Consider the following 22,930-nt stretch of genomic DNA (forward strand, 5'->3'; position numbering starts at 1 on the left):
AGCCGACTCACGTGTCACACGCGGCACGGGAGCCACGGATTTCCCGCCCGACCGCCGGCGTTCCCGGCCGACACGCACGTGCGGTGCCCCGCTCGACCCCTGTCGCCGAGCGGGACACCGCACAGTCGTGCCGGCCGGGTGGACCGGGTGCGGCCCCCTGCGGAGCCTGCCCGTTCCCGTCGGTGGGCTCCCCCTGCGGAGCCGGCCCGACGTCCTGCCGTGCGTCGTGGTCACCGGAGCCCTGCGCCCCGGCGGTCGTGCCCACCTCCTCCACCGGTGTGGAGTTGACTGGTCACTGACGCGTACTTTACGAACTCTTTACCCGGTTCGCTAGAGGTTCGAAGAACTTTGTCGATCCGCTCACCCGTCGGACGGCGCCCGGGCCGGGCGCTGTCGCGGTCGGCCCCTGCAGGCCCACCGGATGTCGTCCGATGGGAACCACTTTACGGAGGCTTTACCTTTTCGGGGCGGGTTCGGCGATTTCTCTCCCAACGTCATCTGAACGGATGAGTGGCCATGGCGCCCCAGCGGCTACTGATTCCGTAGGTGGGGGCTCGCCGAGCAGCCGATCCGCGCCGGAGCCGTGCGAGGACGCTCAGTGCGGAATCGGTTGAAGGGTCGACGACCCTCGCGTGGTCGGGCTCAGGCCTCGATGACCGTCGGGATGATCATCGGGCGCCGGCGGATCTTGCGCCCCACCGACGGTCCGATCGTGCGGCGCACGACCTGCTGGAGCTGGTGGGAGTCGGTGACGCCCTGGGCGGTCGCCTCGTCGAGCGCCTGCTCGATGCGCGGGCGGATCTCGTCGAACACGACGTCGTCCTCGACGAAGCCGCGCGCGGTGATCTCCGGGCCTGCGACGACCTTGCCGGTCATCGAGTCGACGACGACGACGACGGAGATGAAGCCCTCGTCGCGCAGGATGCGGCGGTCCTTGAGCAGGGTCTCGTCGGCCTCCCCGACCGAGGAGCCGTCGACGTAGACGTAGCCGCACTCGACCGCCCCGGCGACGCGCGCCCGGCCGTCGACGAGGTCGACGACGACGCCGTCCTCGACGACGACGACGTTGCGGCGCGGGACGCCGGTGGCGACGGCGAGGTCGGCGTTGGCCACGAGGTGGCGCCACTCGCCGTGGACCGGCATGACGTTGCGCGGCTTGACGATGTTGTAGCAGTACAGGAGCTCGCCGGCGCTGGCGTGACCCGAGACGTGCACCTTGGCGTTGCCCTTGTGCACGACGTTCGCGCCGAGGCGCATCAGGCCGTTGATGACCCGGTAGACGGCGTTCTCGTTGCCGGGGATGAGCGAGGACGCGAGCAGGACGGTGTCGCCCTCCCCCACCTCGATCCGGTGGTCGCGGTTGGCCATCCGGGACAGGGCCGCCATCGGCTCGCCCTGGCTGCCGGTGCACACGAGGACGACCTTGTCGTCGGGCAGGTCGTTCAGCTGCTTGAGGTCGACGAGGACGCCGTCGGGGACCTTGAGGTAGCCGAGGTCGGCGGCGATGCCCATGTTGCGCACCATCGAGCGGCCGATCATCGCGACCTTGCGCCCGGCCTTGTCGGCGGCGTCGAGCACCTGCTGCACGCGGTGCACGTGCGAGGAGAAGCACGCGACGATGATGCGGCGCTGCGCGTGACGGAAGACCTTGTCGATGGCCGGCGCGATCTCGCGCTCGGGCGTCGTGAACCCCGGCACCTCGGCGTTCGTGCTGTCGGTGAGGAAGAGGTCGACCCCCTCCTCCCCGAGGCGGGCGAAGGCGCGCAGGTCGGTGAGCCGGCCGTCGAGCGGCAGCTGGTCCATCTTGAAGTCGCCGGTGTGGAGGATCGTGCCGCCGGGGGTGCGCACGAAGACGGCGAGGGCGTCCGGGATGGAGTGGTTGACCGCGACGAACTCGCAGTCGAAGACGCCGAGCCGCTCGCGCCCGCCCTCGGCGACCCCGAGGGTGTAGGGCGTGATCCGGTGCTCCTTGAGCTTGGCCTCGATGAGGGCGAGGGTCAGCTGCGAGCCGACGACCGGGATGTCGGGCTTGCGTCGCAGGAGGTAGGGGACGGCACCGATGTGGTCCTCGTGGCCGTGCGTGAGGACGATCGCCTGGACGTCGTCGAGGCGGTCCTCGATCGCGCTGAAGTCCGGGAGGATGAGGTCGATGCCGGGGTGGTGGTCGTCCGGGAAGAGGACGCCGCAGTCGATGACGAGCAGCTGGCCCTCGTGCTCGAGGACCGTCATGTTGCGGCCGACCTCGCCGAGCCCGCCGAGCGGGATGACGCGCACGCCCCCGGGGGCGAGGGGTGCGGGGAGGTCGAGGTCGGGGTGCGGGTGGCTCATGAGTCCTTCGGGGTGGGGAGGGTGGCGAGCGCCGCCCGGAGCGCCTCGAGGTGCTCGGGCGGGGACTCGACGAGGGGCAGGCGGACGCTCGCGTGCTCGATGACCCCGAGCTCGACGAGGGCGGCCTTGGCCATGATGGCGCCCTGCGAGGGCGACATGATCGCGTCGACGACGGGGACCAGGCCCCGGTGCAGGCGCCGCGCGTCGTCGAGGTCGCCGCGGTCGACGGCCTCGAGGATCGCCCGGTACTGGGCACCGGCGACGTGGCCGACGACGGAGACGACGCCGACGGCGCCGATCGCGAGGAGCGGCAGGTTGAGGGCGTCCTCCCCGCTGAACCACAGCAGGTCGGTGGCCGCCATGACGCGGGTCGAGGCGGCGAGGTCGCCCTTGGCGTCCTTGACGGCGACGATCCGCGGGTGCTCGGCGAGCGCCACGAGGGTCTCCGTGGCGAACGGGACGGCGGTGCGGCCGGGGATGTCGTAGAGCATGACCGGCAGCTCGGTGGCGTCGGCGACGGCGCGGCAGTGCGCGACGAGGCCGGCCTGGGTGGGCTTGTTGTAGTACGGCGAGACGAGCAGGAGGGCGTCGGCGCCGGCGTCGGCCATCCGCCGGGCCATCGCGACGGCGTGCGCGGTGTCGTTGGAGCCGCAGCCCGCGACGACCTTGGCCCGGCCGGCCGCGGCCGCGACGACGCGGCGCACGACGTCGACGCTCTCGTCGTCGGTCAGGGTGGAGGCCTCGCCGGTCGTGCCGTTGACGACGAGCCCGTCGTGGCCGGTGGCCAGGAGGTGCTCGACGACCGCCTCGACCCCCGGGCCGTCGACCGCACCGTCGGGGGTCATCGGCGTGACCATCGCGGTGAGGACGCGGCCGAACGGGGAGGAGGTCATGCACGCCAGACTAGTGCGCCCCTAGGCTGGGACCGTGCGCCAGTACCTCGACCTCCTCGACCACGTGATGACGACCGGCGTCGAGAAGTCGGACCGCACGGGCACCGGCACCCGGAGCGTCTTCGGGTACCAGATGCGCTTCGACCTCGCCGAGGGCTTCCCGGTGCTCACGACGAAGCGGCTGCACCTGCGCTCGATCATCGGCGAGCTCCTGTGGTTCCTGCGCGGCGACACCAACGTCCGCTGGCTGCAGGAGCGCGGCATCTCCATCTGGGACGAGTGGGCCGACGAGCACGGCGACCTCGGGCCGGTGTACGGGCACCAGTGGCGCTCCTGGCCGACGCCGGACGGGCGCACCGTCGACCAGGTCGCCAAGGTCGTGCAGGCGCTGCGGACCAACCCCGACTCGCGGCGGCACGTCGTCTCGGCGTGGAACGTCGCCGACGTCGACGACATGGCCCTGCCGCCGTGCCACACGATGTTCCAGTTCTACGTCCGCCCGGCCGCCGACGGGGGGCCCGCGTTCCTCGACTGCCAGCTCTACCAGCGCAGCGCCGACGTCTTCCTCGGCGTCCCGTTCAACATCGCGAGCTACGCCCTCTTGACGATGATGGTCGCGCAGCAGACCGACCTGCGGCCCGGCCACTTCGTCCACACTCTCGGCGACGCGCACCTCTACCTCAACCACCTCGAGCAGGCGACGCTCCAGCTGACCCGGGAGCCGCTTCCCCTGCCGACGATGACAATCGCGCCCCGGCCCTCGATCGACGCCTACGAGCTCGAGGACTTCGAGCTCGTCGGCTACGAGGCGCACCCGTCGATCAAGGCGCCGATCGCCGTATGACCCGCGTCTCGCTCATCGCCGCCGTCGCCCGCAACGGCGTCATCGGCGCGGGGCAGGCGATGCCGTGGCACCTGCCGGAGGACTTCGCGTTCTTCAAGCGCACGACGATGGGCCATCCCCTCGTCATGGGCCGGCGCACCTTCGACTCCATCGGGCGGGTGCTGCCCGGCCGGCGCCACATCGTCATCACCCGGCAGGCCGACTGGGCGCACGCCGAGGTCGAGACGGTGCACTCCCTCGTCGAGGCGCTCGCGCTCGCCGGCCCGGCCCACGAGGTCTTCGTCGCCGGCGGCGGGCAGGTGTACGCCGAGGCGATGCCCTACGCGCACCGGCTCCTCGTGACCGAGGTCGACCTCGAGCCGGAGGGCGACACGCACTTCCCACCCGTCGACCCGGCCGCCTGGGTCGAGACCGAGCGCGTGCCGGGCGAGCGCTGCGCCTGGGTCACCTACGAGCGGCGCTGACCGCCCGGGACCTCCCCCACCGCGATCGCCGGCTCGACGAGGCTGCCGAGCCACACCCGGCCGTCGTGCTCGCGCACACCCGTCGCGACGTGCCAGCGGGTCGCGTCGAAGGACAGGTCGTGGACCACGCGCGCGGTGTCGTCGAGGGCGAGGACCCGCGCGGTGCGGCGCGGCGCCGGCTTGACGCGGTCCGGGAGGCGGCGGACGAGGCCGCGCACCGCGCGCGGGCTGCGCTGCAGCACCCCGAGGACGGGGTCGGTCGGCGAGGCGACGGTCACCCACACCAGCCCGTCGGAGCCGAGGGCGATGTTGTCCGGGTGGCCGGGCAGGTCCTCGACCCACGTCGTCACCTCGCCGGGCTCCCCTCCGTGCAGCGGGACCCGGCGGATGCGGCAGGTGCCGGTCTCGGCGACGAGCACCGCCCGCTCGTCGGGCAGGAGGGCGACGCCGTTGGCGAAGGCGAGCCCGTCGACGACCGTCGTGACGGCGCCGTCCGGGGTGCGGCGCAGCAGCCGCCCGGTGCACGTGTGCTCGACGAGGTCGTTCTTCCAGTCCTCGACCTGCCAGCGCCGGCTCGAGTCCGTGAACCAGATGGTGCCGTCGCGCTGGACGGCTGCGTTGTTCGTGAAGAGCAGGTGCTCGCCGTCGACCTCGGTGAGCAGCGTCTCGAGGTCGCCGCTCGCGGGGTCGAGGGCGAGCAAGCCGCGGTGGGCGTCGCAGACGAGCACCCGGCCGTCCGGCAGCCACTCGAGGCCGAGGGGGCGCCCACCCGTCACCGCGACGGGCGCCACCGAGCCGGCGGCGGGGTCGTGGACGTGGACGACGCCGTCGGCCGTCCCCGTCCAGACGCGCCCGTCGTCCCCGACGAGCACGTCCTCCGCCCCGGGGCCCGGGACCGGCACGACGGTCAGCGGCAGCGTCATGCCCGGGAGCGTAGGGGCTGCCGGGCCGGGCGTCACCCGGGGCGCTCGGTAGGGTCGAGGCCGTGACCGTCCACGCCTCGCTCGCCGACCGGGTCGCCGTCCTGACGATCGACCGCCAGCACCGGCGCAACGCCCTCGACCTCGCCACCCTCGAGCAGCTGCACGACGAGGTCGTCGCCGCGCTCGCCGCCGGTGCGCGCGCGGTCGTCCTCACCGGCGCCGGCGGCCACTTCTGCGCCGGCGCCGACCTCACGGACCTCGAGGACGTCTCCTTCACGCAGCGCCTCGCCGAGGTCCTCCAGCACCTCGCGGCCGTCCCCGTCCCCACCGTCGCCGCGGTCGACGGCTCGTGCATGGGCCTCGGGATGCAACTCGCGCTCGCCTGCGACGTGCGCGTCGTCGGCGACTCGGCCCGCTTCGCCGTCCCGGTCGCCAAGCTCGGCCTCATGGTCGACCACTGGACCCTCGACCGGCTCGCGCGGTGCTGGGGCGAGGGCGCGGCCCGGCACCTGGTCCTCACGGCCGCCGTCCTCGACGCCGACGACGCGTGGCGCCTCGGGTTCGCGCAGGAGCGCGGGGGCCTCGACGACGCCCTGGCCCTCGCGACGCGTGCCGCGTCGCTCGCCCCCCTGAGCCAGGCCGGCTCCAAGGTCGGCCTCGGGGTCCGGCACGACGACGAGGACGGGCTCGGGCGCTACGAGGCCGCGTTCGCCCACGCGTGGTCGAGCGAGGACCTCGTCGAGGGGCGGACCGCCTTCGCCGAGCGCCGCCCGGCCGTCTTCCGGGGGGTCTGACGATGACGACGCACGACCACTCCCACGACCACCCGCACGACCACGGGTCCGACGCCGGCCCCACGGCCGACGCGAGCGTCCGGGTCGCCCGCGCCAACGACGCGCCGGCCGTGGGCCGGGTGCAGGCCGACGTCTTCCGCGCGACCTACGCCGGCCGGCTGCCCGACGACGTCATCGCGCTCTTCGAGCCGGACGCCTTCGCGCGTGCCTGGCGGGCCGGCCTGACCGCCCCGCCCGAGGGCGTGCACCGGCTGCTCGTCGCGTGCGCCGGCCCGCAGGTCGTCGGCGCCGTCGCGCTGGGGCCGTCGCAGGACCCCGACGCCGAGGGGGCCTGGGGCGAGGTCACGCTCCTCGCCGTGCACCCCGACGCCCGCCGCCAGGGCCACGGCTCGCGGCTGGTCAACGCCGCCGTCGACCAGCTGCGCCAGGCCGGGGCCGACACCGTCACCGCGTGGCTGCTCGCCGACGACGAGGAGACCCGCGCCTTCCTCGCGGGCTCGGGGCTGGGCCCCGACGGCGCCTTCCGCGACCGCGTCGTCTCGCCCGACGGCGACACGCTGCGCGAGGTGCGGGTGCTGGCCCGGCTCGACGAGCCGGACGGGGGATGACGGGCTCCGCGGCGCCGCTCCCCCCGGAGCGGCGGCGCGAGGTGCGGCGCCAGGCCCTGTCGGTCGGCGGCGCCACGGGCCTCTACGGCGTCTCGTTCGGGGCGCTGTCGGTGGCCTCGGGCCTCGACGTCTGGCAGACGCAGGCGCTCTCGCTCCTGCTGTTTAGCGGCGGGTCGCAGTTCGCCGTCGTCGGGGTGCTCGGGGCCGGGGGCAGCGGCGTGGCCGCGGTGGCGACGTCGTCGCTGCTCGGTGTCCGCAACGGCCTCTACGCCCTGCAGACCTCCCGGTTCCTCGGCGTCGCGGGGCTGCGCCGGCTCGCGGCGGCCCAGCTGACCATCGACGAGTCGACCGCCGTCGGGGTGGCCCAGCCGGAGCGACCGGCCCAGCGGATCGGGTTCTGGCTCACGGGCATCGCCGTGTTCCTCGGATGGAACCTCATGACCCTCGTCGGCGCGCTCGTCGGCAACGCGCTCGGCGACCCCCGCACCTACGGGCTCGACGCCGCGGCGGCGGCGGCCTTCGCCGCGCTCCTCTGGCCGCGCCTGCGCAGCGGGGACGCGGCGGCCACCGCGGTGCTCGCTGTGTTCATCGCCCTCGTCACGAGCCCGCTCCTGCCGCCGGGCGTGCCGGTCATCCTCTCCGTGCTCGCCGCCCTCGCCGTCGGGCTGCGGCGCGGCGGACGGCACGAGGGGTCGCCGACGGCCGCCCCCGGTGAGCTCGACGGACGGGACCCGCTGCCGTGACGACCTGGACCACCGTGCTGCTCGCCTGCGCCGCGGCCTACGCGCTCAAGCTCGCCGGCTACCTCGTGCCCGCCCACTGGGTCGAGGGTGAGCGTCGTTCCCGCGTCATCGCCCTGCTGCCCGTCGCGCTGCTCGCCGCCCTCGTCACCGTCCAGACCGTCGCCGGGGACGCCGGGGCGCTCGTCCTCGACGCCCGCGCCGCGGCCCTCGCGGTGGCCGTCGTCCTGCTCCTCGTGCGCGCCAACTTCCTCGTCGTCGTCGCCGGGGCGGCCGCCACCGCGGCGCTGCTACGGGCCGTCGGCTGGGCCTGAGTCAGGCCGTGCGGTAGCGCTCGAGCACGACGTCGACCACGCGGTCGTCCGGGAGCAGCGGAGCGGTGACGACGTCGGCGCCGCACCCCTCGAGCCGGCGCTGGAAGAACCCCGGCGCCAGGAGGTACGAGACGAGCACGACGCGCTCGGCACCGTCGATGCGCGCCGCCGTCACCGCGCAGGCGGCCGGCGGCCGCGGGCCCGCCGCGTAGCCGAGGCGCACCGGGCGGCGCAGGCGCTCCCCGAGCCGGCGCGCCGTCTCGGCCGAGGCCTCCTGCGCGTGCTCGTCGCTCGACCCGGCCGGCGCGAGGACGACCACGTCCCGCGGGCCTGCTCCCCCGGCCTGCTCCACCCGCTCGACGAGGAGGTCGACGAGGCGGTCGTCCGGCCCGAGCGCGGGGGTGACGACGACGTCCGGCCGCCCGACGACGGCCTCGGCGAGGTCGACCCGCACGTGGTAGCCGGCGGCGAGCAGCAGCGGGACGACCACCCCGGCGCGCGAGCCGTCGGGCCGCAGCGGCAGCGACGCCACGACCTCGTCGACGGCCGGTCCGTGGACGTCGACGTACGCCTCGCGCACCTCGACCCCCGGCAGCCGTGCCGCGACCGCCTCGACCGCCGCCGTGACGACCGCGCGGCCGCGCGGGTCACGGGTGCCGTGCCCGCAGACGACGAGGGTCGGTCTCACGAGGCCTCGGGCGTCGCCAGGGCGAGGGCGTACCCGCGCTTGACGACCGTGCGCACGAGGTCCTTGCAGCCACAGGCCTCTCGGACGCGGGCGATCGCCGCGTCGACCGCGTGCCCGTCGCTCGACCCGCCGGGCAGCAACCGCTGGAGCCGCTCCCGCGGGACCACCGCGCCACCGGCCGCCGCGAGGTCGGCGAGGAGGGCCACGCCGGCCGGCCCCAGGGGGAGCGCCCGGCCGTCGAGGACCGCGACCCGGGCCCGCACCGCGAGGGAGCCGGCCACCGTCTCGAGCGCCGGTTGGTCGGCGTAGTGCGTCACGAGCTCGCGGACGAGCGCACCGAGCCGCCACCGGCTCGGGACGAGTGGGGCCAGCCCGGCGTCGACGAGGGGTGCGGCGGTCACCGGCCCGACGGTGGCGAGCACCAGCCGGCCGGCGTGGTTGCGCCGGTGGATCTCGTGCAGCGAGTGCTCCGTCCCCGCGGCCAGCCACGCGAGCACCCCCGGGGCGGAGGTGAACACGACCGCGTCCACGAGCCCCGCAGCGGTGCGCTCGACGGAGTCGGCGAGCACCTCGGGGTCGGCCGGACCCCAGCTGTAGACGACGACCGAGGTGACCTCCGCGCCCGCCTGGACAAACGCCTCGTCGAGCCCATCGGCGCCGCTCCCGTGGTGCTGCACGGCGATGCGCAGCCCTTCGACCCCCTCGGCGAGGAGGAACGTCCGGATCTCCTGCGCCGTCTCCGACGTGGCGACCCAGTCCGCCGTCAGCCCGGCGGCCTCGATGGCGCCGCGCGCCTTGGGACCGCGGGCGATGAGGCGGGCGGCCCCGAGGACGTCGAGGAGGTCCTCGGCGAGCCCGGCCGCGTCGGCGGCCTCCACCCAGCCGCGGAAGCCGATGCCCGTCGTCGCGACGACGACGTCCGGCGGGTTCTCGAGGACCTCCCGCGTGCGGTCGACGAGGCTGAGGTCGTCGAGGTGCGGCACGACCTCGAGGGCCGGCGCGTGCTCGACGGTCGCCCCTCGGCGCTCGAGCGCAGCCGCGAGCTCCTTGAACCGTCGGTCGGCGGTGACCGCGACAGTGCACCCGACCAGCACCGGCCCCCCGGCCTGCAGCGAGCGCACGCGCCCGGCTGCCGCGTCAGTCATCGCCACCCCCGTCCGTCGCGCAGACCGGGTCGTCGAGGAACCCCTCGGCCGCGACCCGCCCCATGACGATGACCGCCGGCGGCCGCACCCGCTCGCGCTCGGCGACCACGGGCGCCGTGCGCAGGGTCGCCCGCGTCACCCGCTGCGCGTGGGTCGAGCCCGACTCGATGATCGCGACCGGCAGCCCTGGGTCGACACCCGCCGAGGTCGCCGCCTCGCAGATGGCAGACAGAGCCGAGACGGCCATGAGCAGCACCACGGTGGCTCCGGCGCCGAGCGCGGCGAGGGTCGCGTCGTCGGCCCCGACGTGGCCGGAGCTGACGTGGACCGAGGTCGAGACGCCGCGCTGGGTCACCGGGATGCCGGCGAGCGCCGGCACCGAGAACGCCGAGGTGATGCCGGGGACGACCGAGACCTCCACCCCGGCGAGCCGGCAGGCGTGCATCTCCTCGCCGCCCCGGCCGAAGACGTAGGGGTCGCCGCCCTTGAACCGCACGACGGTGAGCCCGCGCAGGGCCCGGTCGACGAGGAGGGCGTTGATCTCGGCCTGCGGCACCGGGTGGTTGGTCGGGCTCTTGCCGACGTTGACCACCTCCACGTCGGGCGGCAGCCGGTCGAGCAGCGGGGTCGCGCCCAGCCGGTCGGTGACGACGACGTCGGCCGTCATCAGGGCCTCGAGCCCGGCGAGCGGGACGAGGCCGGGGTCCCCGGGGCCGCTGCCGACGAGCACGACCCGTCCGCGCCGGACGCGGCGCCGGCGCAGGTCGACCTCTCCGCCGGCCACGTGTGCGGCGAGCTGGTCGCGCACCACGGCGGCCCGCCGGGGGTCGGCGTCCCCGACGGACACGACACCGAGGGCGAGGTCGCCGTGGGTGCTGGAGGCCGCCATCCGGGCGCTGCCGTCGCGCCGGTCCGAGGCGTTGACGCACCAGGTGCGACGTGCCCGGGCCCAGGCCGCGACCTGCCCGTTGACGGCCGGGTCGGCGGTGGCGGCGACCACGAACCAGACGTCGTCGAGGTCCGCCTCCTCGACAGGTCGCACGAACAGCTCGGCGTCGCCGTGGCTCGCGACGCGTCGGGCGTCGTCGGAGGGGCTGGGGTCGACGAGGACGACGTGCGCGGCGTCGTCGAGGAGGCGCCGTGCCCGGCGCATGCCGACGGCACCGGCGCCGACGACGAGCACGCGGCGTCCGGCCAGGTCGAGGCCGACGAGGGTGGTCACGGGCGCGTCACGCCGCCGGAAGGTGGATGGTCACGCGTCCATGGTCGACGGTCACGGTGTAGGTCGCCAAGTCGGGTCCACGTCCCGGCAGCGGCGTGCGGTCGAGCGCGTCGAGGCAGCGGCCGTCCTCGAGAGAGAAGACCTGCTTGTGGACCGGCGAGGCGACGGTCGCCACCTCCCCCCGTGAGCCGGTGATCCCGCGCGACATCACGGCCGCGCCCGAGAAGGGGCAGACGTTGTCCACGGCGAAGACGCGGCCGTCACCGAGCAGGAAGACCGCGACCTGCCGGTCGCCGACGAGGGCGGCGGCACCGAGCTCGGGGGTCAGCTGCCCGACGTCGCACACGGCGAGGCGGGTCGGGCGGTCGGCGATCGCGGTCACGGGCGGACCTCCAGGGTGGTCGAGGCGATGAGGACGGGGCCGGGGGTGGCGAGGCCGGCGGCCCGCTCGGCCTCGGTGGCCGGGCGGCGCTGGCCACGCTCGGCCACGTAGGCCAGAGTGGGGTCAGCGGTGTCGGGGGCGTTGAGGAACGAGGAGAACTGCCGCAGCCGCACGGGGTCGCGCAGCACTGCGGCCCACTCGTCCTCGTAGGCCTCGACGTGGCGGGCCATCTGCTCGTCGAGGTCGGCACCGATCCCCAGGACGTCGTCGACGACGATCTCGCGGATCCGGTCGAGCCCGCCCTCGTGGTCCTCCTGCCAGGGCGCCGTCCGTTGCAGCCGGTCCGCGGTGCGGACGTAGTACATGAGGTACCGGTCGACGACGCGCACGGCGGTGTCGGTGTCGACGTCCTCGACGAACAGCTGGGCGTGCCGGGGGGTGAACCCCCCGTTGCCGCCGACGTAGACGTTCCAGCCGTTCTCGGTGGCGATGAGGCCCACGTCCTTGCCCCGGGCCTCGGCGCACTCGCGCGCGCACCCGGAGACGCCGAGCTTGATCTTGTGCGGGCTGCGCAGCCCGCGGTAGCGCAGCTCGAGCATCACGGCCATCCCGACCGAGTCCTGCACGCCGAAGCGGCACCAGGAGGACCCGACGCACGACTTCACCGTGCGCAAGGCCTTGCCGTAGGCGTGCCCGGACTCCATCCCACCGTCGACGAGGCGCTGCCAGATGGCCGGGAGCTGCTCGAGGCGGGCCCCGAAGAGGTCGATCCGCTGGCCGCCGGTGATCTTGGTGTACAGGCCGAAGTCACGCGCGACCTCGCCGATGAGGACGAGCTGCTCGGGCAGGATCTCCCCACCCGGCACCCGCGGCACCACCGAGTAGGTCCCGTCCTTCTGGAGGTTGGCCATCACGCGGTCGTTGGTGTCCTGCAGGGCGGCCCGGTCCTCGCCGAGCACGTGCTCGTCGTAGAGGCTGGCCAGGATGGAGGCGACGGCCGGCTTGCAGATGTCGCAGCCACGCCCGGAGCCGAACCGCTGCACGATCTCGCTCCAGCGACGCAGCCCGCTGACCATGACGGCGTTGAACAGCTCGGCCCGGGCCATCGCGAAGTGCTCGCACATCGCCGAGGACACGGCCAGGCCCGCCCTGGCCAACTCCACCGACATCAGCTTCTTGACGAGTGGGACGCAGGAGCCGCACGAGGTGCCGGCCCGGGTGCAGGTCTTGACCGCCGGCAGGTCGTGGCACCCCTCCATGACCGAGGCCCGGACCGTCCCGGCCGTCACGCCGTTGCAGGAGCACACCTGGGCGGCGTCCGGCAGCTCGGTCTGCGGGCGGGCGCCGGCGCCCTCGGGGTAGAGCCAGACCCCCGGGTCGGCGCCCAGTTCGGCACCGACCATGGGGCGCAGCGAGGCGTAGGCCGAGGCGTCCCCGACGAGGATGCCGCCGAGCAGCACCCGCGCGTCGTCGGACAGGACGAGCTTCTTGTACGTCCCGGCGACCGGGTCGGAGTGGACGATCTCCAGCGCCCCGGGGGCCTGGGCGAAGGCGTCCCCGAAGGAGGCCACGTCGACGCCGAGCAGCTTGAGCTTGGTCGACAGGTCCGCGCCGGGGAAGGTCGCCTCCCCACCGAGCAACCGGTCCACGGCGATCTCGGCCATCGTGTAGCCCGGCGCGACGAGGCCCAGGCAGCGGCCCTCGATGCAGGCCACCTCGCCGACCGCGAAGACCCGCTCGTCCGCGGTTTGGCAGCCCTCGTCGACGAGCACCCCACCGCGCGGGCCGACGGCGAGCCCGGCGGGCGCCGCGAGCTCGTCGCGAGGCCGGACCCCGGTGGCGACCACGACGACGTCGACCGGGACCGCGGTGTCGTCGCCGGTCAGCCGCAGGCCGCCGACCGTGCCGTCCTCGGCCGCCTCGAGCGACTCGCTGGCCGCCCCGGTGCGGACGCTCACCCCCACCGTCTCGATGATCCGGCGCAGCGCCTCGCCGCCACCCTCGTCGACCTGGAGGGCCATCAGTCGCGGGGCGAACTCGACGACGGTCGTCTCGACCTCGAGGCTGGTCAGCGCACCCGCCGCCTCCAGACCGAGGAGCCCTCCGCCGACCACCGCCCCGCGGACCGGACGTCCGAGGACCGCGGAGCGGGCGTGCACCCAGTCGCGCAGGGCCACGACGTCCTCGACCGTGCGGTAGACGAAGACGCCCGGCAGGTCGGCACCCGGCAGCGGCGGCACCCAGGCGTAGGAGCCGGTGGCCAGCACGAGGTGGTCGTACCCGAGCGTCTCACCGGATGCCAGGGTCACGGTGCGGGCTGCGCGGTCGAGTGCGCCCACACCCGCTCCGAGCCGCAGCGTGACCAGGGGGTGCTCCCACAGGGACGGGTCGCCCAGGGCGAGGTCCTCCGGCGGCGTGCCCGAGAAGAAGGCCGAGAGCCCGACCCGGTCGTACGGGGCGCGCTCCTCCTCGGCCAGGACGGTGACGGCGAAGGCCCCCGCGGTGTCGCGGGCCCGCAGGGCCTCGACGAACCGGTGGGCGACCATCCCCCCACCGACGACGACGACGTGCTCGGTCATGACTGGCTCCTCACGAGGTCGGGGTGTGTCTGCTGGCTGCCCTGCTCGGATGCCGTCGCGGCGACCAGCGCCTCGACGGTGCTGCGGCAGTCGCCGCAGCCGGTGCTCGCCCGGGTCCGGCGCGAGACCTCGACGGCGGTGCGGCAACCGCCGTGGACGGCGGCCCGGACGGCCCCGGCGCTCACGCTGTTGCACGAGCACACCCGGTCGCCGTCCTCGAGGTCGGCCGGTGCCCGGCTGACGACCCCGGGGCCGCCGCCGGCGAGGGCGCGGACCATGAGCAGCGCGGGGTCCTCCGGCACGGGCATCGAGCGGGTGTAGAGCGCCGAGAGGGTCGCCCCGACCTCGGCGTCGCCGAGGCAGGTCGCGCCGACGAGCAGCCCCCCGGCGACGACGACCTCGACGTAGCGGCCGCGCTCGGGGTCCTTGAGGGACAGCACGCGGTAGCGCGGGTCCTCGCGGTCGAAGTCACCGGACAGGCCCATGCTCACCATCGACAGGCCGACCGCCTTGACGCGCACGACGTCCGTGGTGCCGTCGGCGCCCGGGCCGCCGTCCGCCCGACTGAGCCGGGCGACGAGCCGCCGGGCCTGCTCCCAACCCTGGGCGACCAGCCCGCGCCCGCCCTCGGGCGGCTGGGCGCAGTCGCCGACGGCGAACACCGCCGGGTCGTCGGGGCTGCACAGGTCCTCACCCACGACGACGCCCCGGTCGCAGGTGAGTCCGGCGCGGCGCGCCAGGACCGTCTCCGGGCTGGTGCCGCAGCACATCACGAAGAGGTCCGCGGCGGCCTCGAGGCCGTCCCCGAAGCGCACCCCGGACAGGCGGTCGCGGCGGGTGAGGACGCCGGCGACGGAGGCCCCGACGTGGGTCGTGATGCCGAGGCGCCCGAGGCTGCCCACGGCGACCTGCGCCGCCTCCCACCCGAGCTGTCGCTCCATGAGCCGCTGGCCGAGGTGGACCACGCGCACCGAGAGGCCGCGCGCGGCGAGCCCGGTCGCGACCTCGATGCCGAGGACCCCCGCGCCGAGGACGACGGCCCTCCGGGCGCCCACCGCCTGGTCGACGATGCCCGTGGCGTCGGCCAGGTCCTTGAGCACGTGGACGCCCGGGACCAGTCCGCGGTCGTCCGCGACGCCCTGGATGGCCGGGACGCGCGCTGCCGACCCGGTGGCCAGCACGAGGACGTCGTACGCGTGGTCGTGGCCCGTCGCGTCCCGCACCGTCCGGGCCTGCCGGTCGATGTCCACCGCCGCGACACCGGTGAGGACCCGAAGTCGCGGGTGGGCCGGCCCGGCCATCGCGAGCAGGGCCGGGTCGGTCGAGCCCGCGACGACGCCCGAGAGCAGCACCCGGTTGTACGCGGGGACGGGCTCCTTGCCGAGCACGGTGACCTCGGCGCCGGGGTCGGCGGCCACGAGCTCCTCGGCGAACCGGGAGCCCACCATGCCGTGGCCGATGACGACGACCCTCATGCGAGGACCTCCTCGGGGGCGGGGACGGCCCGCGCGACCCGCTCGACGCGGACGGCGCACACCTTGAACTCGGGCATCCCGGACACCGGGTCCGTGGCGTCGGTGGTCAGCAGGTTGGCGCTCAGCTCGCCGGCCCAGTGGAAGGGCAGGAAGACGGTGTCCGGCCGGATGGCGTCGGTGACCCGGGCCGGGACGGTGAGGGAGCCACGGGCCGACGAGACGCGGACCCGGTCGCCGTCCTCGAGGCCGAGGGTGTCGGCGAGGACCGGCGACAGCTCGGCCACGGGCCCGGGCGCGGCCTCGACGAGCTCCTCGACGCGTCGGGTCTGCGCTCCGGACTGGTAGTGCTGCAGCACCCGGCCCGTGACGAGGTGCACCGGCCGCTCCCCCGTGACGTCGTCGGCAGGGGCCCGATGGTCGACCGCCACCAGCCGCGCCCTCCCGTCCGGGGTGGCGAAGCCGTCCTGGAACATCCGCGGGGTGCCCTCGGGCCGGTCGGCGGGACAGGGCCAGTACAGCGCCTCACCCGCATCGAGCCGGTCGTAGGTGATCCCGGAGTAGTCGGCCTTCCCGCCGGCCGAGGCCCGGGCCATCTCGTCGAACACCTCACGGGCGTCGTCGGACAGCTCGACCCCGAAGCGGGCGGCCAGCTCGCGCATCACCCACAGCTCGTCCCTGGCGTCCCCGGGAGGGTCCAGCGCCCTGCGCCGACGGATGACGCGACCCTCGAGGTTCGTCATCGTGCCCTCCTCCTCGGCCCACTGCGCGACCGGGAGGACGACGTCGGCGAGCATCGCCGTCTCCGACGGGACGACGTCACTGACCACCAGCAGGTCCAGACGGCCGAGCGCCTTCCGGACCGCACCGACGTTCGGTGCCGAGACCACGAGGTTGGCCCCGTGGACGAGCAGGGCGCGTGGGCCGCCGCCGGTGCCGAGCCGCCGGAGCAGCTCGACCGCCGGGACGCCGGGGCCGGGCAGGTCCTGGGGGTCCACCCCCCACACCCGCGCGACGTGCTCGCGGGCCGCGGGGTCGGCGATATGGCGGTAGCCGGGCAGCTGGTCCGACTTCAGGCCGTGCTCGCGGCCACCCTGTCCGTTGCCCTGGCCGGTGAGCGGTCCGTACCCGCTCCCCCGCCGGCCCGGCAGTCCGAGGGCCAGGGCCAGCGTGATGGCCGCCGAGACGGTGTCGGTGCCGTGGGCGCTCTGCTCCATCCCGCGCCCGGTGACGACGTAGGCCCCGCCGCCGCCGTGCACCGGGGCGGCGGCGGCCAGCCGCCGCGCGACCCGACGCAGGGTGTCGGCCGGCACCCCGCAGACCGCCTCCGCTCGCTCGGGCCACCACCGGCTGATCGAGGCCAGGACGTCCTCCCAGCCGGTGGTCCTCGCCGCGAGGTAGTCGGCGTCGACCAGCCCCTCGTCGACCAGGACGTGGGTGAGGGCGAGGAGGACGACGAGGTCGGTCCCCGGCACCGGAGCCAGGTGCACGCCCCCACCGTCGGCGGTCAGGCGCGCGGTGGCCGAGCGTCGCGGGTCCACCACGACCAGCCCGCCCTGGGCACGGGCACCGGCGAGGTGCTGTGCCAGGGGCGGCATCGTCTCGGCGGGGTTCGACCCGACGAGGAGCACGACGTCCGCGTCGCCGAGGTCGGCGAGCGGGAAGGCCAGGCCCCGGTCGACGCCCAGCGTGCGGTTGGCGGCGGCGGCCGCCGAGGACATGCAGAAACGACCGTTGTACTCGATGTACGGGGTGCGCAGCACCACCCGGGCGAACTTGCCGAGCGTGTACGCCTTCTCGTTGGTCAGCCCCCCGCCGCCGAAGACGGCCACGCCCTCCGCGCCGTGCTCGGCACGGATCGCCTCGAGCCGGGCGTGGACGTGGTCGAGCGCCTCGTCCCACGCGGCAGGCACGAGCCGCCCGTCCCGCCGCACGAGCGGTGTGGTGAGCCGGTCGGGCGCCGCCAGGACCTCGGCCGAGCTCCATCCCTTCTGGCACATCCCCCCGCGGTTCGTCGGGAAGTCCCGCGAGCGGACCTCGACGGGCAACCGGCCCTCGGGAGTGCGCAGGAGGGTCTGGGCGCACTGGAGGGCGCAGTAGGGACAGTGGGTGGCGGTGGGGCCGCCGGACAGCGGCCCCACCGTCTCCCGCGCGGAGGTCGGGACCACGGTCAGACCGCGCCCATCGTCGCGCCCTTGCGGACGTACACGGCGGCGGTGACGACGGCCATGACGAGGAACAGTGCGACGTAGACCTGCAGCGCCGGGACGATCGAGCCGTAGTGCTCGGTCGAGAACTTGTAGACGAACGGGATGACGAAGCCGCCGAACGCGCCGACCGCCGAGATGATGCCGACCGCGCCGGCCGCGCGCCGCTTGAACTCGGTCCGGGACCGCTCCGAGCCGTCGCCGTCCCGCGCACCGATCCGGGTGAAGATGGCCGGGATCATCCGGTAAGTCGAGCCGTTCCCGACGCCGGTCGCGACGAACAGGACCATGAAGCTGACGAAGAAGAGCGGCAGGCTTTTCTGTTGCACCCCGATCACGGCGGACCAGCCGGCCGCGGCCATGAGGACGAACGTGACCACGGTGACCCTGGCGCCGCCCAGACGGTCGGCGAGACGCCCACCGAGCGGACGCGACACCGAGCCGACGAGCGCCCCGAGGAAACCCCAGCCGAGGGCGATGTCGGGCCGCTCGAAGACCACCTTGAGCAGCGTCGGGAACGCCGCGGAGTAGCCGATGAAGGACCCGAAGGTCCCGATGTAGAGGAAGGCCATGACCCACGTGTGCAGGTGTTTGGTCGCCGTCGCCGTCGGGCGCGGGTCGGCCTTGGCCTCGCGCAGGTTGTCCATGAAGAGCCACGCGGTGACGGCGGCGGCGAGGGCCAACGGGACGTACACGAGTCCGGCGTTGGACAGGCCGGCCGCCAGCCCGCCGAGCCCGATGGCGAGTGGCACGACCTTCTGGGCGACCGCGACGCCGATGTTGCCGCCGGCCGCGTTGAGACCGAGCGCCCAGCCCTTCTCGCGCTCGGGGTAGAAGAAGGAGATGTTGGCCATCGAGGAGGCGAAGTTGCCCCCGCCCAGGCCGGCCGTCGCCGCGACGAGCAGGAGGACGCCGAAGGGCAGCTCCGGGTGCTGGACGACCCATGCGAGGCCGAGGGTGGGGACGAGGAGTAGCAGCGCCGACACCACCGTCCAGTTGCGACCACCGAAGAGGGGAACGGCGAAGGTGTAGGGGATGCGGAGGAAGGCACCCACCCCCGATGCCACGGCCAGCACGGTCAGCGCCTGCCCGGCCGTGAGGGCCCATCCGGCGGTCCCGGCCGTGACGAGGGTGCCGTCGGCGGCGAAGGTGCCCGTCATCTTGACGACGACGATCGACCAGAGCAGCCAGACGGAGAAGCCGATGTGCTCGGCGACGATCGACCACACGAGGTTGCGCCGGGCGACACCACGTCCCCGCTGCTCCCAGAAGGTCTCGTCGTCGGGGTCCCAGCGCTCGATCCAGCGCCCGGGTCCGACGACGCCGAGGTCGTCGGCGCCCGTGCCCGCCGAGGGTGTGGTCGTGGTGGTCATCGCGGGTCCTCCCGGTCGGTGCCCCGGGGACACCTGGCCCGGCGCCCCGTCGTTGAATGACCGGAAACCTAGGGAGGGCGTGTTTCGTGCGGCCGTGACGGGCGTGAACCGTGCGCAACATCGGTCTCATGCCGGCACCGGCCTCACCAGTGAGGACTTCGTAACGCGGCCGTCACACGGGGTGGCGGCCGGGGTGCCCGGACCCTCGGGGTCGGTCCGAGCGTCAGCCTCCGAGGCCGAGGTAGTGCTCGAGCCCGACCGTGAGTCCGGGGCGGTCGCCGACCTGGCGGACCGCGGCGAGGACGCCGGACATGAAGGAGACCCGGTCGAAGGAGTCGTGGCGCAGCGTGAGCATCTCGCCCGGACCCCCGAGGAGGACCTCCTGGTGGGCCACGAGGCCGCGCAGCCGCACGGAGTGGACGGGGACGCCGTGCACGCGGGCGCCGCGGGCGCCGTCGGGGTCGTGGGTCGTGGCGTCCGGGACGGGGTCGCAGCCGGCCTCGTCGCGGGCGGCCCCGATGAGGTCGGCGGTGCGCGCGGCGGTGCCCGAGGGCGCGTCCACCTTGTCGGGGTGGTGCAGCTCGACGACCTCGACGGACTCGAAGAACGGGGCGGCGCGACGGGAGAGCTCCATGAGGAGCACCGCGCCGATCGCGAAGTTCGGGGCGACGAGGACGCCGACGGTCGGGTCCTCGCCCAGCTGCTCGCGCAGCGTCGCGAGCCGCTCCTCGCTCCACCCGGTCGTCCCGACGACGACGTGGACGCCGCGCTCCACGCAGTGCGCGACGTTGGCGGGCGAGGCGTCGGGCACGGAGAACTCGACGACGACGTCGGCCTCACCGAGGTCGCCGAGGTCGTCCCCGGCGTCGAAGCGGCCGACGAGCTCGAGGTCGTCGGCGCCCTCGACCGCCGCACAGACCGTGGACCCCATCCGGCCCGCGGCACCGATGACCGCCACGCGTGTCGTGCTCATGCCGACCACCCTAGCCAGCGCGTCGATGCCGGCCCGCTCGGCGTCCGCGCCGCGCCGTCGTTCACCGTCCGTTCACCTTCGGCCGTTCCGTCGGCTATCCTGAAGGTGAACAGCAGGTGAACACCACGGAAAGGGGGCCTGACATGAAGAAGGTCACGACCACGACGAGCCGCACCGGCCTGGCCGTGCGCTGGGTCCCGGTCACCGACGCCGAGGGCCGCACGCGGATGGAGATGCGCTGGAGCGCGCCGCACCAGCTGCGTCCCCGCGCCGCCGCCTGATCGACCGCACGTCACGCCAGAGGCCCACACCCCCACCGGGGCGCGGGCCTCTCGCGTTCCCCCGGACGTCCCCGGTGGCGCCCGGACGCGCCGGAGCCCCGCCACACCAGGTGTGCCGGGGCTCCGGTCCGGATGACGCGCGCGGCGCCGGCCGGGTCAGTCCTCGCTGGAACCGCCCTCGCCGGAGCGCTCGCCACGACCGCGGCCGCCGCGACGGCGACGGTTGCGACGCGGACGGTCGCCGCCCTCGCCCGACTCGTCACCGGCGTCGCCGGCCTCGTCGTGGTCGTCGTCGGAGGCGTCCGCGTCGGCCGCGGGGGCCTCGGCGACCGGGGCGGCGGGCGCCTCGGCGGCCGGGGCGGCGGGCGCCTCGGCAGCGGCCTCGGAGCCGGCGTCACCCTCGGCGGTGACCGCCGCGAGGCTCAGCTTGCCGCGCGGGTCGATCTCCTTGAGCTCGACCTGGATCTTCTGGCCGACGGACAGGACGTCCTCGACCGCGTCGATCCGCTTGCCGCCGACGAGCTTGCGCACCTCGGAGATGTGCAGCAGGCCGTCCTTGCCCGGCAGGAGGGAGATGAACGCCCCGAAGGTCGTCGTCTTGACGACGGTCCCGAGGAAGCGCTCGCCGATCTCCGGCATCTGCGGGTTGGCGATGGCGTTGATGGCCGCGCGGGCCGCCTCCGCCGACGGGCCGTCGGTCGCACCGATGTAGATGGTGCCGTCGTCCTCGATCGAGATCTGGGCGCCCGTGTCGTCCTGGATCTGGTTGATCATCTTGCCCTTCGGGCCGATGACCTCGCCGATCTTGTCGACCGGGACCGTGACGCTGATGACGCGGGGAGCGAAGGGGCTCATCTCGTCGGGGGCGTCGATGGCCTCGTTCATGACGTCGAGGATGTGGAAGCGGGCGTCACGGGCCTGGGTCAGCGCGCCGGCCAGCACGTCGGCGGGGATGCCGTCGAGCTTGGTGTCGAGCTGGATGGCCGTGACGAACTCACGGGTGCCGGCGACCTTGAAGTCCATGTCGCCGAACGCGTCCTCGGCACCGAGGATGTCGGTGAGCGCCGCGTACTGCGTCTGCCCGTCGACCTCCGCGGAGACCAGGCCCATCGCGATGCCGGCGACCGGGGCGCGCAGCGGCACACCGGCGTTGAGCAGCGACAGGGTGGACGCGCAGACCGAGCCCATCGAGGTCGAGCCGTTGGAGCCCAGCGCCTCGGAGACCTGGCGGATCGCGTAGGGGAACTCCTCGCGGGTCGGCAGGACCGGCATGAGGGCCCGCTCGGCGAGTGCGCCGTGGCCGATCTCGCGACGCTTCGGCGACCCGACGCGACCGGTCTCACCGGTGGAGAACGGCGGGAAGTTGTAGTTGTGCATGTAGCGCTTGCGCGTCACCGGCGAGAGGGTGTCGAGCTGCTGCTCCATCCGGAGCATGTTGAGCGTGGTGACCCCCATGATCTGGGTCTCGCCGCGCTCGAAGATCGCCGAGCCGTGCACGCGCGGCAGGACCTCGACCTCGGCGCTCAGGGCGCGGATGTCGGCGAGGCCACGGCCGTCGATGCGGACCTTGTCGCGCAGGATGCGCTCGCGGATGAGCTTCTTCTGCACCGAGCGGTACGCGGCGGAGAGCTCCTTCTCGCGACCCTCGAACTGCTCGGCGAGGGAGGCCTTCATCGACTCCTTGATCTCGTCGATGCGCTCCTCGCGCTCCTGCTTGCCCGCGATCTGCAGGGCGGCGGTGAGGTCGCCGGTGGTGGCGGACTCGACCGCGGCGTAGGCGTCGTCCTCGTAGTCGAGGAAGACCGGGAACTCCTGCACCGGCTTCGCGGCGGTGCGGGCGAGCTCGGCCTGCGCGTCGCACAGGGTGCGGATGAAGCCCTTGGCGGCCTCGAGGCCCTCGGCGACGACCTCCTCGGTCGGCGCCTGCTTGCCCAGGGTCTTCACGAGGTCCCAGGTGTGCTCGGTGGACTCGGCCTCGACCATCATGATCGCGACGTCGTCACCCGCGACGCGGCCGGCGACGACCATGTCGAAGGTCGAGCGCTCGATGTCGCTGAAGTTCGGGAAGGCGACCCACTGGCCGTCGATGAGGCTGACGCGGACGGCGCCGATCGGGCCGCTGAACGGCAGGCCGGAGATCTGCGTCGAGGCGCTGGCCGCGTTGATGGCGAGCACGTCGTACTGGTGGTCCGGGTTGAGCGCCAGGACGGTGATGACGACCTGGACCTCGTTGCGCAGGCCCTTGGTGAAGGTCGGGCGCAGCGGGCGGTCGATGAGGCGGCAGGTGAGGATCGCGTCGGTGGACGGGCGGCCCTCGCGGCGGAAGAACGAGCCGGGGATCTTGCCCGCGGCGTACATCCGCTCCTCGACGTCGACGGTCAGGGGGAAGAAGTCGAACCCCTCGCGCGGGTGCTTCCCGGCGGTGGTGGTGGAGAGGAGCATCGTGTCCTCGTCCAGGTAGGCGCTCACGGCGCCGCCGGCCTGCTTGGCCAGGCGTCCGGTCTCGAACCGGACGGTGCGGGTGCCGAAGCTGCCGTTGTCGATGACGGCTTCGGTGGCGGTGATCTCGGGACCCTCCACGGGGCCTCCTTCTCTCGTGTCATTCACGCACGCGCATCGTCGTTGTGCGCGGGTGTGTCCTTCAGGCGGCGTCGCGCGGGGCGACGCCGGTCGTGCGGTCGATGTTCAGTTGTGGGTTCT

The 22,930-nt window shown here is 74.3% G+C and carries 20 protein-coding genes; 7 read left to right on the forward strand and 13 right to left on the reverse strand.

All coding sequences use genetic code 11. The features are described 5' to 3' along the window. Nucleotides 1-642: 642 nt before the first annotated feature. Both IG69_RS0106370 and dapA read right to left on the reverse strand, forming a co-directional pair. Nucleotides 643-2,328: a ribonuclease J gene (locus IG69_RS0106370; RefSeq protein WP_030527334.1), complete on the reverse strand. Its 1,686-nt coding sequence runs from the start codon at nucleotides 2,326-2,328 to the stop codon at nucleotides 643-645. Then, complete coding sequence (dapA, locus tag IG69_RS0106375; protein WP_030527335.1) at nucleotides 2,325-3,221, reverse strand: 4-hydroxy-tetrahydrodipicolinate synthase; 897 nt, start codon at nucleotides 3,219-3,221, stop codon at nucleotides 2,325-2,327. The genes IG69_RS0106370 and dapA overlap by 4 nt, the downstream gene beginning before the upstream one ends. Nucleotides 3,222-3,255: 34 nt before the next feature. On the opposite strand from dapA, the gene IG69_RS0106380 reads away from it, so the two are divergent. Together IG69_RS0106380 and IG69_RS0106385 are read left to right on the forward strand one after the other, a co-directional pair. Next, complete coding sequence (locus tag IG69_RS0106380) at nucleotides 3,256-4,065, forward strand: thymidylate synthase (protein WP_030527336.1); 810 nt, start codon at nucleotides 3,256-3,258, stop codon at nucleotides 4,063-4,065. Then, nucleotides 4,062-4,529, forward strand: a complete 468-nt coding sequence (locus IG69_RS0106385; protein WP_030527337.1) for a dihydrofolate reductase — start codon at nucleotides 4,062-4,064, stop codon at nucleotides 4,527-4,529. Before IG69_RS0106380 ends, IG69_RS0106385 begins: the two co-directional genes overlap by 4 nt. Here IG69_RS0106385 and IG69_RS0106390 read toward each other — a convergent pair. Continuing rightward, nucleotides 4,514-5,452 carry an SMP-30/gluconolactonase/LRE family protein gene (locus IG69_RS0106390; protein WP_030527338.1) on the reverse strand — a complete coding sequence of 313 codons (939 nt, stop codon included), beginning with the start codon at nucleotides 5,450-5,452 and terminating at the stop codon, nucleotides 4,514-4,516. The two genes, IG69_RS0106385 and IG69_RS0106390, sit on opposite strands and share 16 nt — an antisense overlap. A gap of 62 nt (nucleotides 5,453-5,514) precedes the next feature. On the opposite strand from IG69_RS0106390, the gene IG69_RS0106395 reads away from it, so the two are divergent. The 4 genes from IG69_RS0106395 to IG69_RS0106410 are packed head-to-tail and all read left to right on the forward strand — an operon-like array spanning nucleotide 5,515 to nucleotide 7,908. Continuing rightward, nucleotides 5,515-6,246, forward strand: a complete 732-nt coding sequence (locus tag IG69_RS0106395) for an enoyl-CoA hydratase-related protein (RefSeq protein WP_030527339.1) — start codon at nucleotides 5,515-5,517, stop codon at nucleotides 6,244-6,246. A gap of 2 nt (nucleotides 6,247-6,248) precedes the next feature. Then, complete coding sequence (locus tag IG69_RS0106400; protein WP_030527340.1) at nucleotides 6,249-6,854, forward strand: GNAT family N-acetyltransferase; 606 nt, start codon at nucleotides 6,249-6,251, stop codon at nucleotides 6,852-6,854. After that, nucleotides 6,851-7,597, forward strand: a complete 747-nt coding sequence (locus tag IG69_RS0106405; RefSeq protein WP_051750305.1) for an AzlC family ABC transporter permease — start codon at nucleotides 6,851-6,853, stop codon at nucleotides 7,595-7,597. Before IG69_RS0106400 ends, IG69_RS0106405 begins: the two co-directional genes overlap by 4 nt. Further along, nucleotides 7,594-7,908 (forward strand): AzlD domain-containing protein, encoded by a 315-nt coding sequence (locus tag IG69_RS0106410; RefSeq protein WP_030527342.1) that lies wholly within the window; start codon nucleotides 7,594-7,596, stop codon nucleotides 7,906-7,908. Before IG69_RS0106405 ends, IG69_RS0106410 begins: the two co-directional genes overlap by 4 nt. Nucleotide 7,909: 1 nt before the next feature. Here the strand turns inward: IG69_RS0106410 and IG69_RS0106415 are convergent, their stop codons facing one another. The 9 genes from IG69_RS0106415 to dapB form a co-directional block, all read right to left on the reverse strand. Next, complete coding sequence (locus IG69_RS0106415) at nucleotides 7,910-8,596, reverse strand: sirohydrochlorin chelatase (protein WP_030527343.1); 687 nt, start codon at nucleotides 8,594-8,596, stop codon at nucleotides 7,910-7,912. Beyond that, the gene (locus IG69_RS0106420; RefSeq protein WP_051750368.1) at nucleotides 8,593-9,741 is read right to left on the reverse strand and encodes a uroporphyrinogen-III synthase; all 1,149 of its coding nucleotides are present in this window, start codon (nucleotides 9,739-9,741) and stop codon (nucleotides 8,593-8,595) included. Before IG69_RS0106420 ends, IG69_RS0106415 begins: the two co-directional genes overlap by 4 nt. Beyond that, nucleotides 9,734-10,963: a uroporphyrinogen-III C-methyltransferase gene (cobA, locus tag IG69_RS0106425; protein ID WP_030527345.1), complete on the reverse strand. Its 1,230-nt coding sequence runs from the start codon at nucleotides 10,961-10,963 to the stop codon at nucleotides 9,734-9,736. The genes IG69_RS0106420 and cobA overlap by 8 nt, the downstream gene beginning before the upstream one ends. Before the next feature lie 7 nt (nucleotides 10,964-10,970). After that, nucleotides 10,971-11,345: a nitrite reductase small subunit NirD gene (gene nirD / locus IG69_RS0106430; protein ID WP_030527346.1), complete on the reverse strand. Its 375-nt coding sequence runs from the start codon at nucleotides 11,343-11,345 to the stop codon at nucleotides 10,971-10,973. Next, nucleotides 11,342-13,924: a nitrite reductase large subunit NirB gene (gene nirB / locus IG69_RS0106435; RefSeq protein WP_030527347.1), complete on the reverse strand. Its 2,583-nt coding sequence runs from the start codon at nucleotides 13,922-13,924 to the stop codon at nucleotides 11,342-11,344. Before nirB ends, nirD begins: the two co-directional genes overlap by 4 nt. Next, nucleotides 13,921-15,399, reverse strand: coding sequence for an FAD-dependent oxidoreductase (locus IG69_RS0106440; RefSeq protein WP_051750306.1), 1,479 nt, complete (start codon nucleotides 15,397-15,399; stop codon nucleotides 13,921-13,923). Before IG69_RS0106440 ends, nirB begins: the two co-directional genes overlap by 4 nt. Next, nucleotides 15,396-17,564, reverse strand: coding sequence for a molybdopterin oxidoreductase family protein (locus IG69_RS0106445; RefSeq protein ID WP_425414798.1), 2,169 nt, complete (start codon nucleotides 17,562-17,564; stop codon nucleotides 15,396-15,398). The genes IG69_RS0106440 and IG69_RS0106445 overlap by 4 nt, the downstream gene beginning before the upstream one ends. A 2-nt stretch (nucleotides 17,565-17,566) precedes the next feature. Next, nucleotides 17,567-18,976, reverse strand: a complete 1,410-nt coding sequence (locus tag IG69_RS0106450) for an MFS transporter (RefSeq protein WP_030527350.1) — start codon at nucleotides 18,974-18,976, stop codon at nucleotides 17,567-17,569. Nucleotides 18,977-19,199: 223 nt separating this feature from the next. After that, nucleotides 19,200-19,949, reverse strand: coding sequence for a 4-hydroxy-tetrahydrodipicolinate reductase (gene dapB / locus IG69_RS0106455; RefSeq protein WP_030527351.1), 750 nt, complete (start codon nucleotides 19,947-19,949; stop codon nucleotides 19,200-19,202). Between the two features lie 143 nt (nucleotides 19,950-20,092). Here dapB and IG69_RS22460 point away from each other — a divergent pair, with 143 nt between their 5' ends. Beyond that, nucleotides 20,093-20,230 (forward strand): hypothetical protein, encoded by a 138-nt coding sequence (locus IG69_RS22460; RefSeq protein WP_169742042.1) that lies wholly within the window; start codon nucleotides 20,093-20,095, stop codon nucleotides 20,228-20,230. 156 nt (nucleotides 20,231-20,386) lie between these two features. Here the strand turns inward: IG69_RS22460 and IG69_RS0106465 are convergent, their stop codons facing one another. After that, complete coding sequence (locus IG69_RS0106465; RefSeq protein WP_030527352.1) at nucleotides 20,387-22,810, reverse strand: polyribonucleotide nucleotidyltransferase; 2,424 nt, start codon at nucleotides 22,808-22,810, stop codon at nucleotides 20,387-20,389. Nucleotides 22,811-22,930: the final 120 nt, after the last annotated feature.

The sequence above is a fragment of the Phycicoccus jejuensis genome (assembly GCF_000720925.1).
GTDB lineage: Bacteria > Actinomycetota > Actinomycetes > Actinomycetales > Dermatophilaceae > Phycicoccus > Phycicoccus jejuensis.

Coding starts and splice junctions, on each gene's coding strand:
- IG69_RS0106370 (WP_030527334.1), bottom strand. CDS start 2,328: ATGAGCCACCCGCACCCCGACCTCGACCTCCCCGCACCCCTCGCCCCC.
- dapA (WP_030527335.1), bottom strand. CDS start 3,221: ATGACCTCCTCCCCGTTCGGCCGCGTCCTCACCGCGATGGTCACGCCG.
- IG69_RS0106385 (WP_030527337.1), top strand. CDS start 4,062: ATGACCCGCGTCTCGCTCATCGCCGCCGTCGCCCGCAACGGCGTCATC.
- IG69_RS0106390 (WP_030527338.1), bottom strand. CDS start 5,452: ATGACGCTGCCGCTGACCGTCGTGCCGGTCCCGGGCCCCGGGGCGGAG.
- IG69_RS0106400 (WP_030527340.1), top strand. CDS start 6,249: ATGACGACGCACGACCACTCCCACGACCACCCGCACGACCACGGGTCC.
- IG69_RS0106405 (WP_051750305.1), top strand. CDS start 6,851: ATGACGGGCTCCGCGGCGCCGCTCCCCCCGGAGCGGCGGCGCGAGGTG.
- IG69_RS0106420 (WP_051750368.1), bottom strand. CDS start 9,741: ATGACTGACGCGGCAGCCGGGCGCGTGCGCTCGCTGCAGGCCGGGGGG.
- nirB (WP_030527347.1), bottom strand. CDS start 13,924: ATGACCGAGCACGTCGTCGTCGTCGGTGGGGGGATGGTCGCCCACCGG.
- IG69_RS0106440 (WP_051750306.1), bottom strand. CDS start 15,399: ATGAGGGTCGTCGTCATCGGCCACGGCATGGTGGGCTCCCGGTTCGCC.
- IG69_RS0106450 (WP_030527350.1), bottom strand. CDS start 18,976: ATGACCACCACGACCACACCCTCGGCGGGCACGGGCGCCGACGACCTC.
- dapB (WP_030527351.1), bottom strand. CDS start 19,949: ATGAGCACGACACGCGTGGCGGTCATCGGTGCCGCGGGCCGGATGGGG.
- IG69_RS22460 (WP_169742042.1), top strand. CDS start 20,093: ATGAAGAAGGTCACGACCACGACGAGCCGCACCGGCCTGGCCGTGCGC.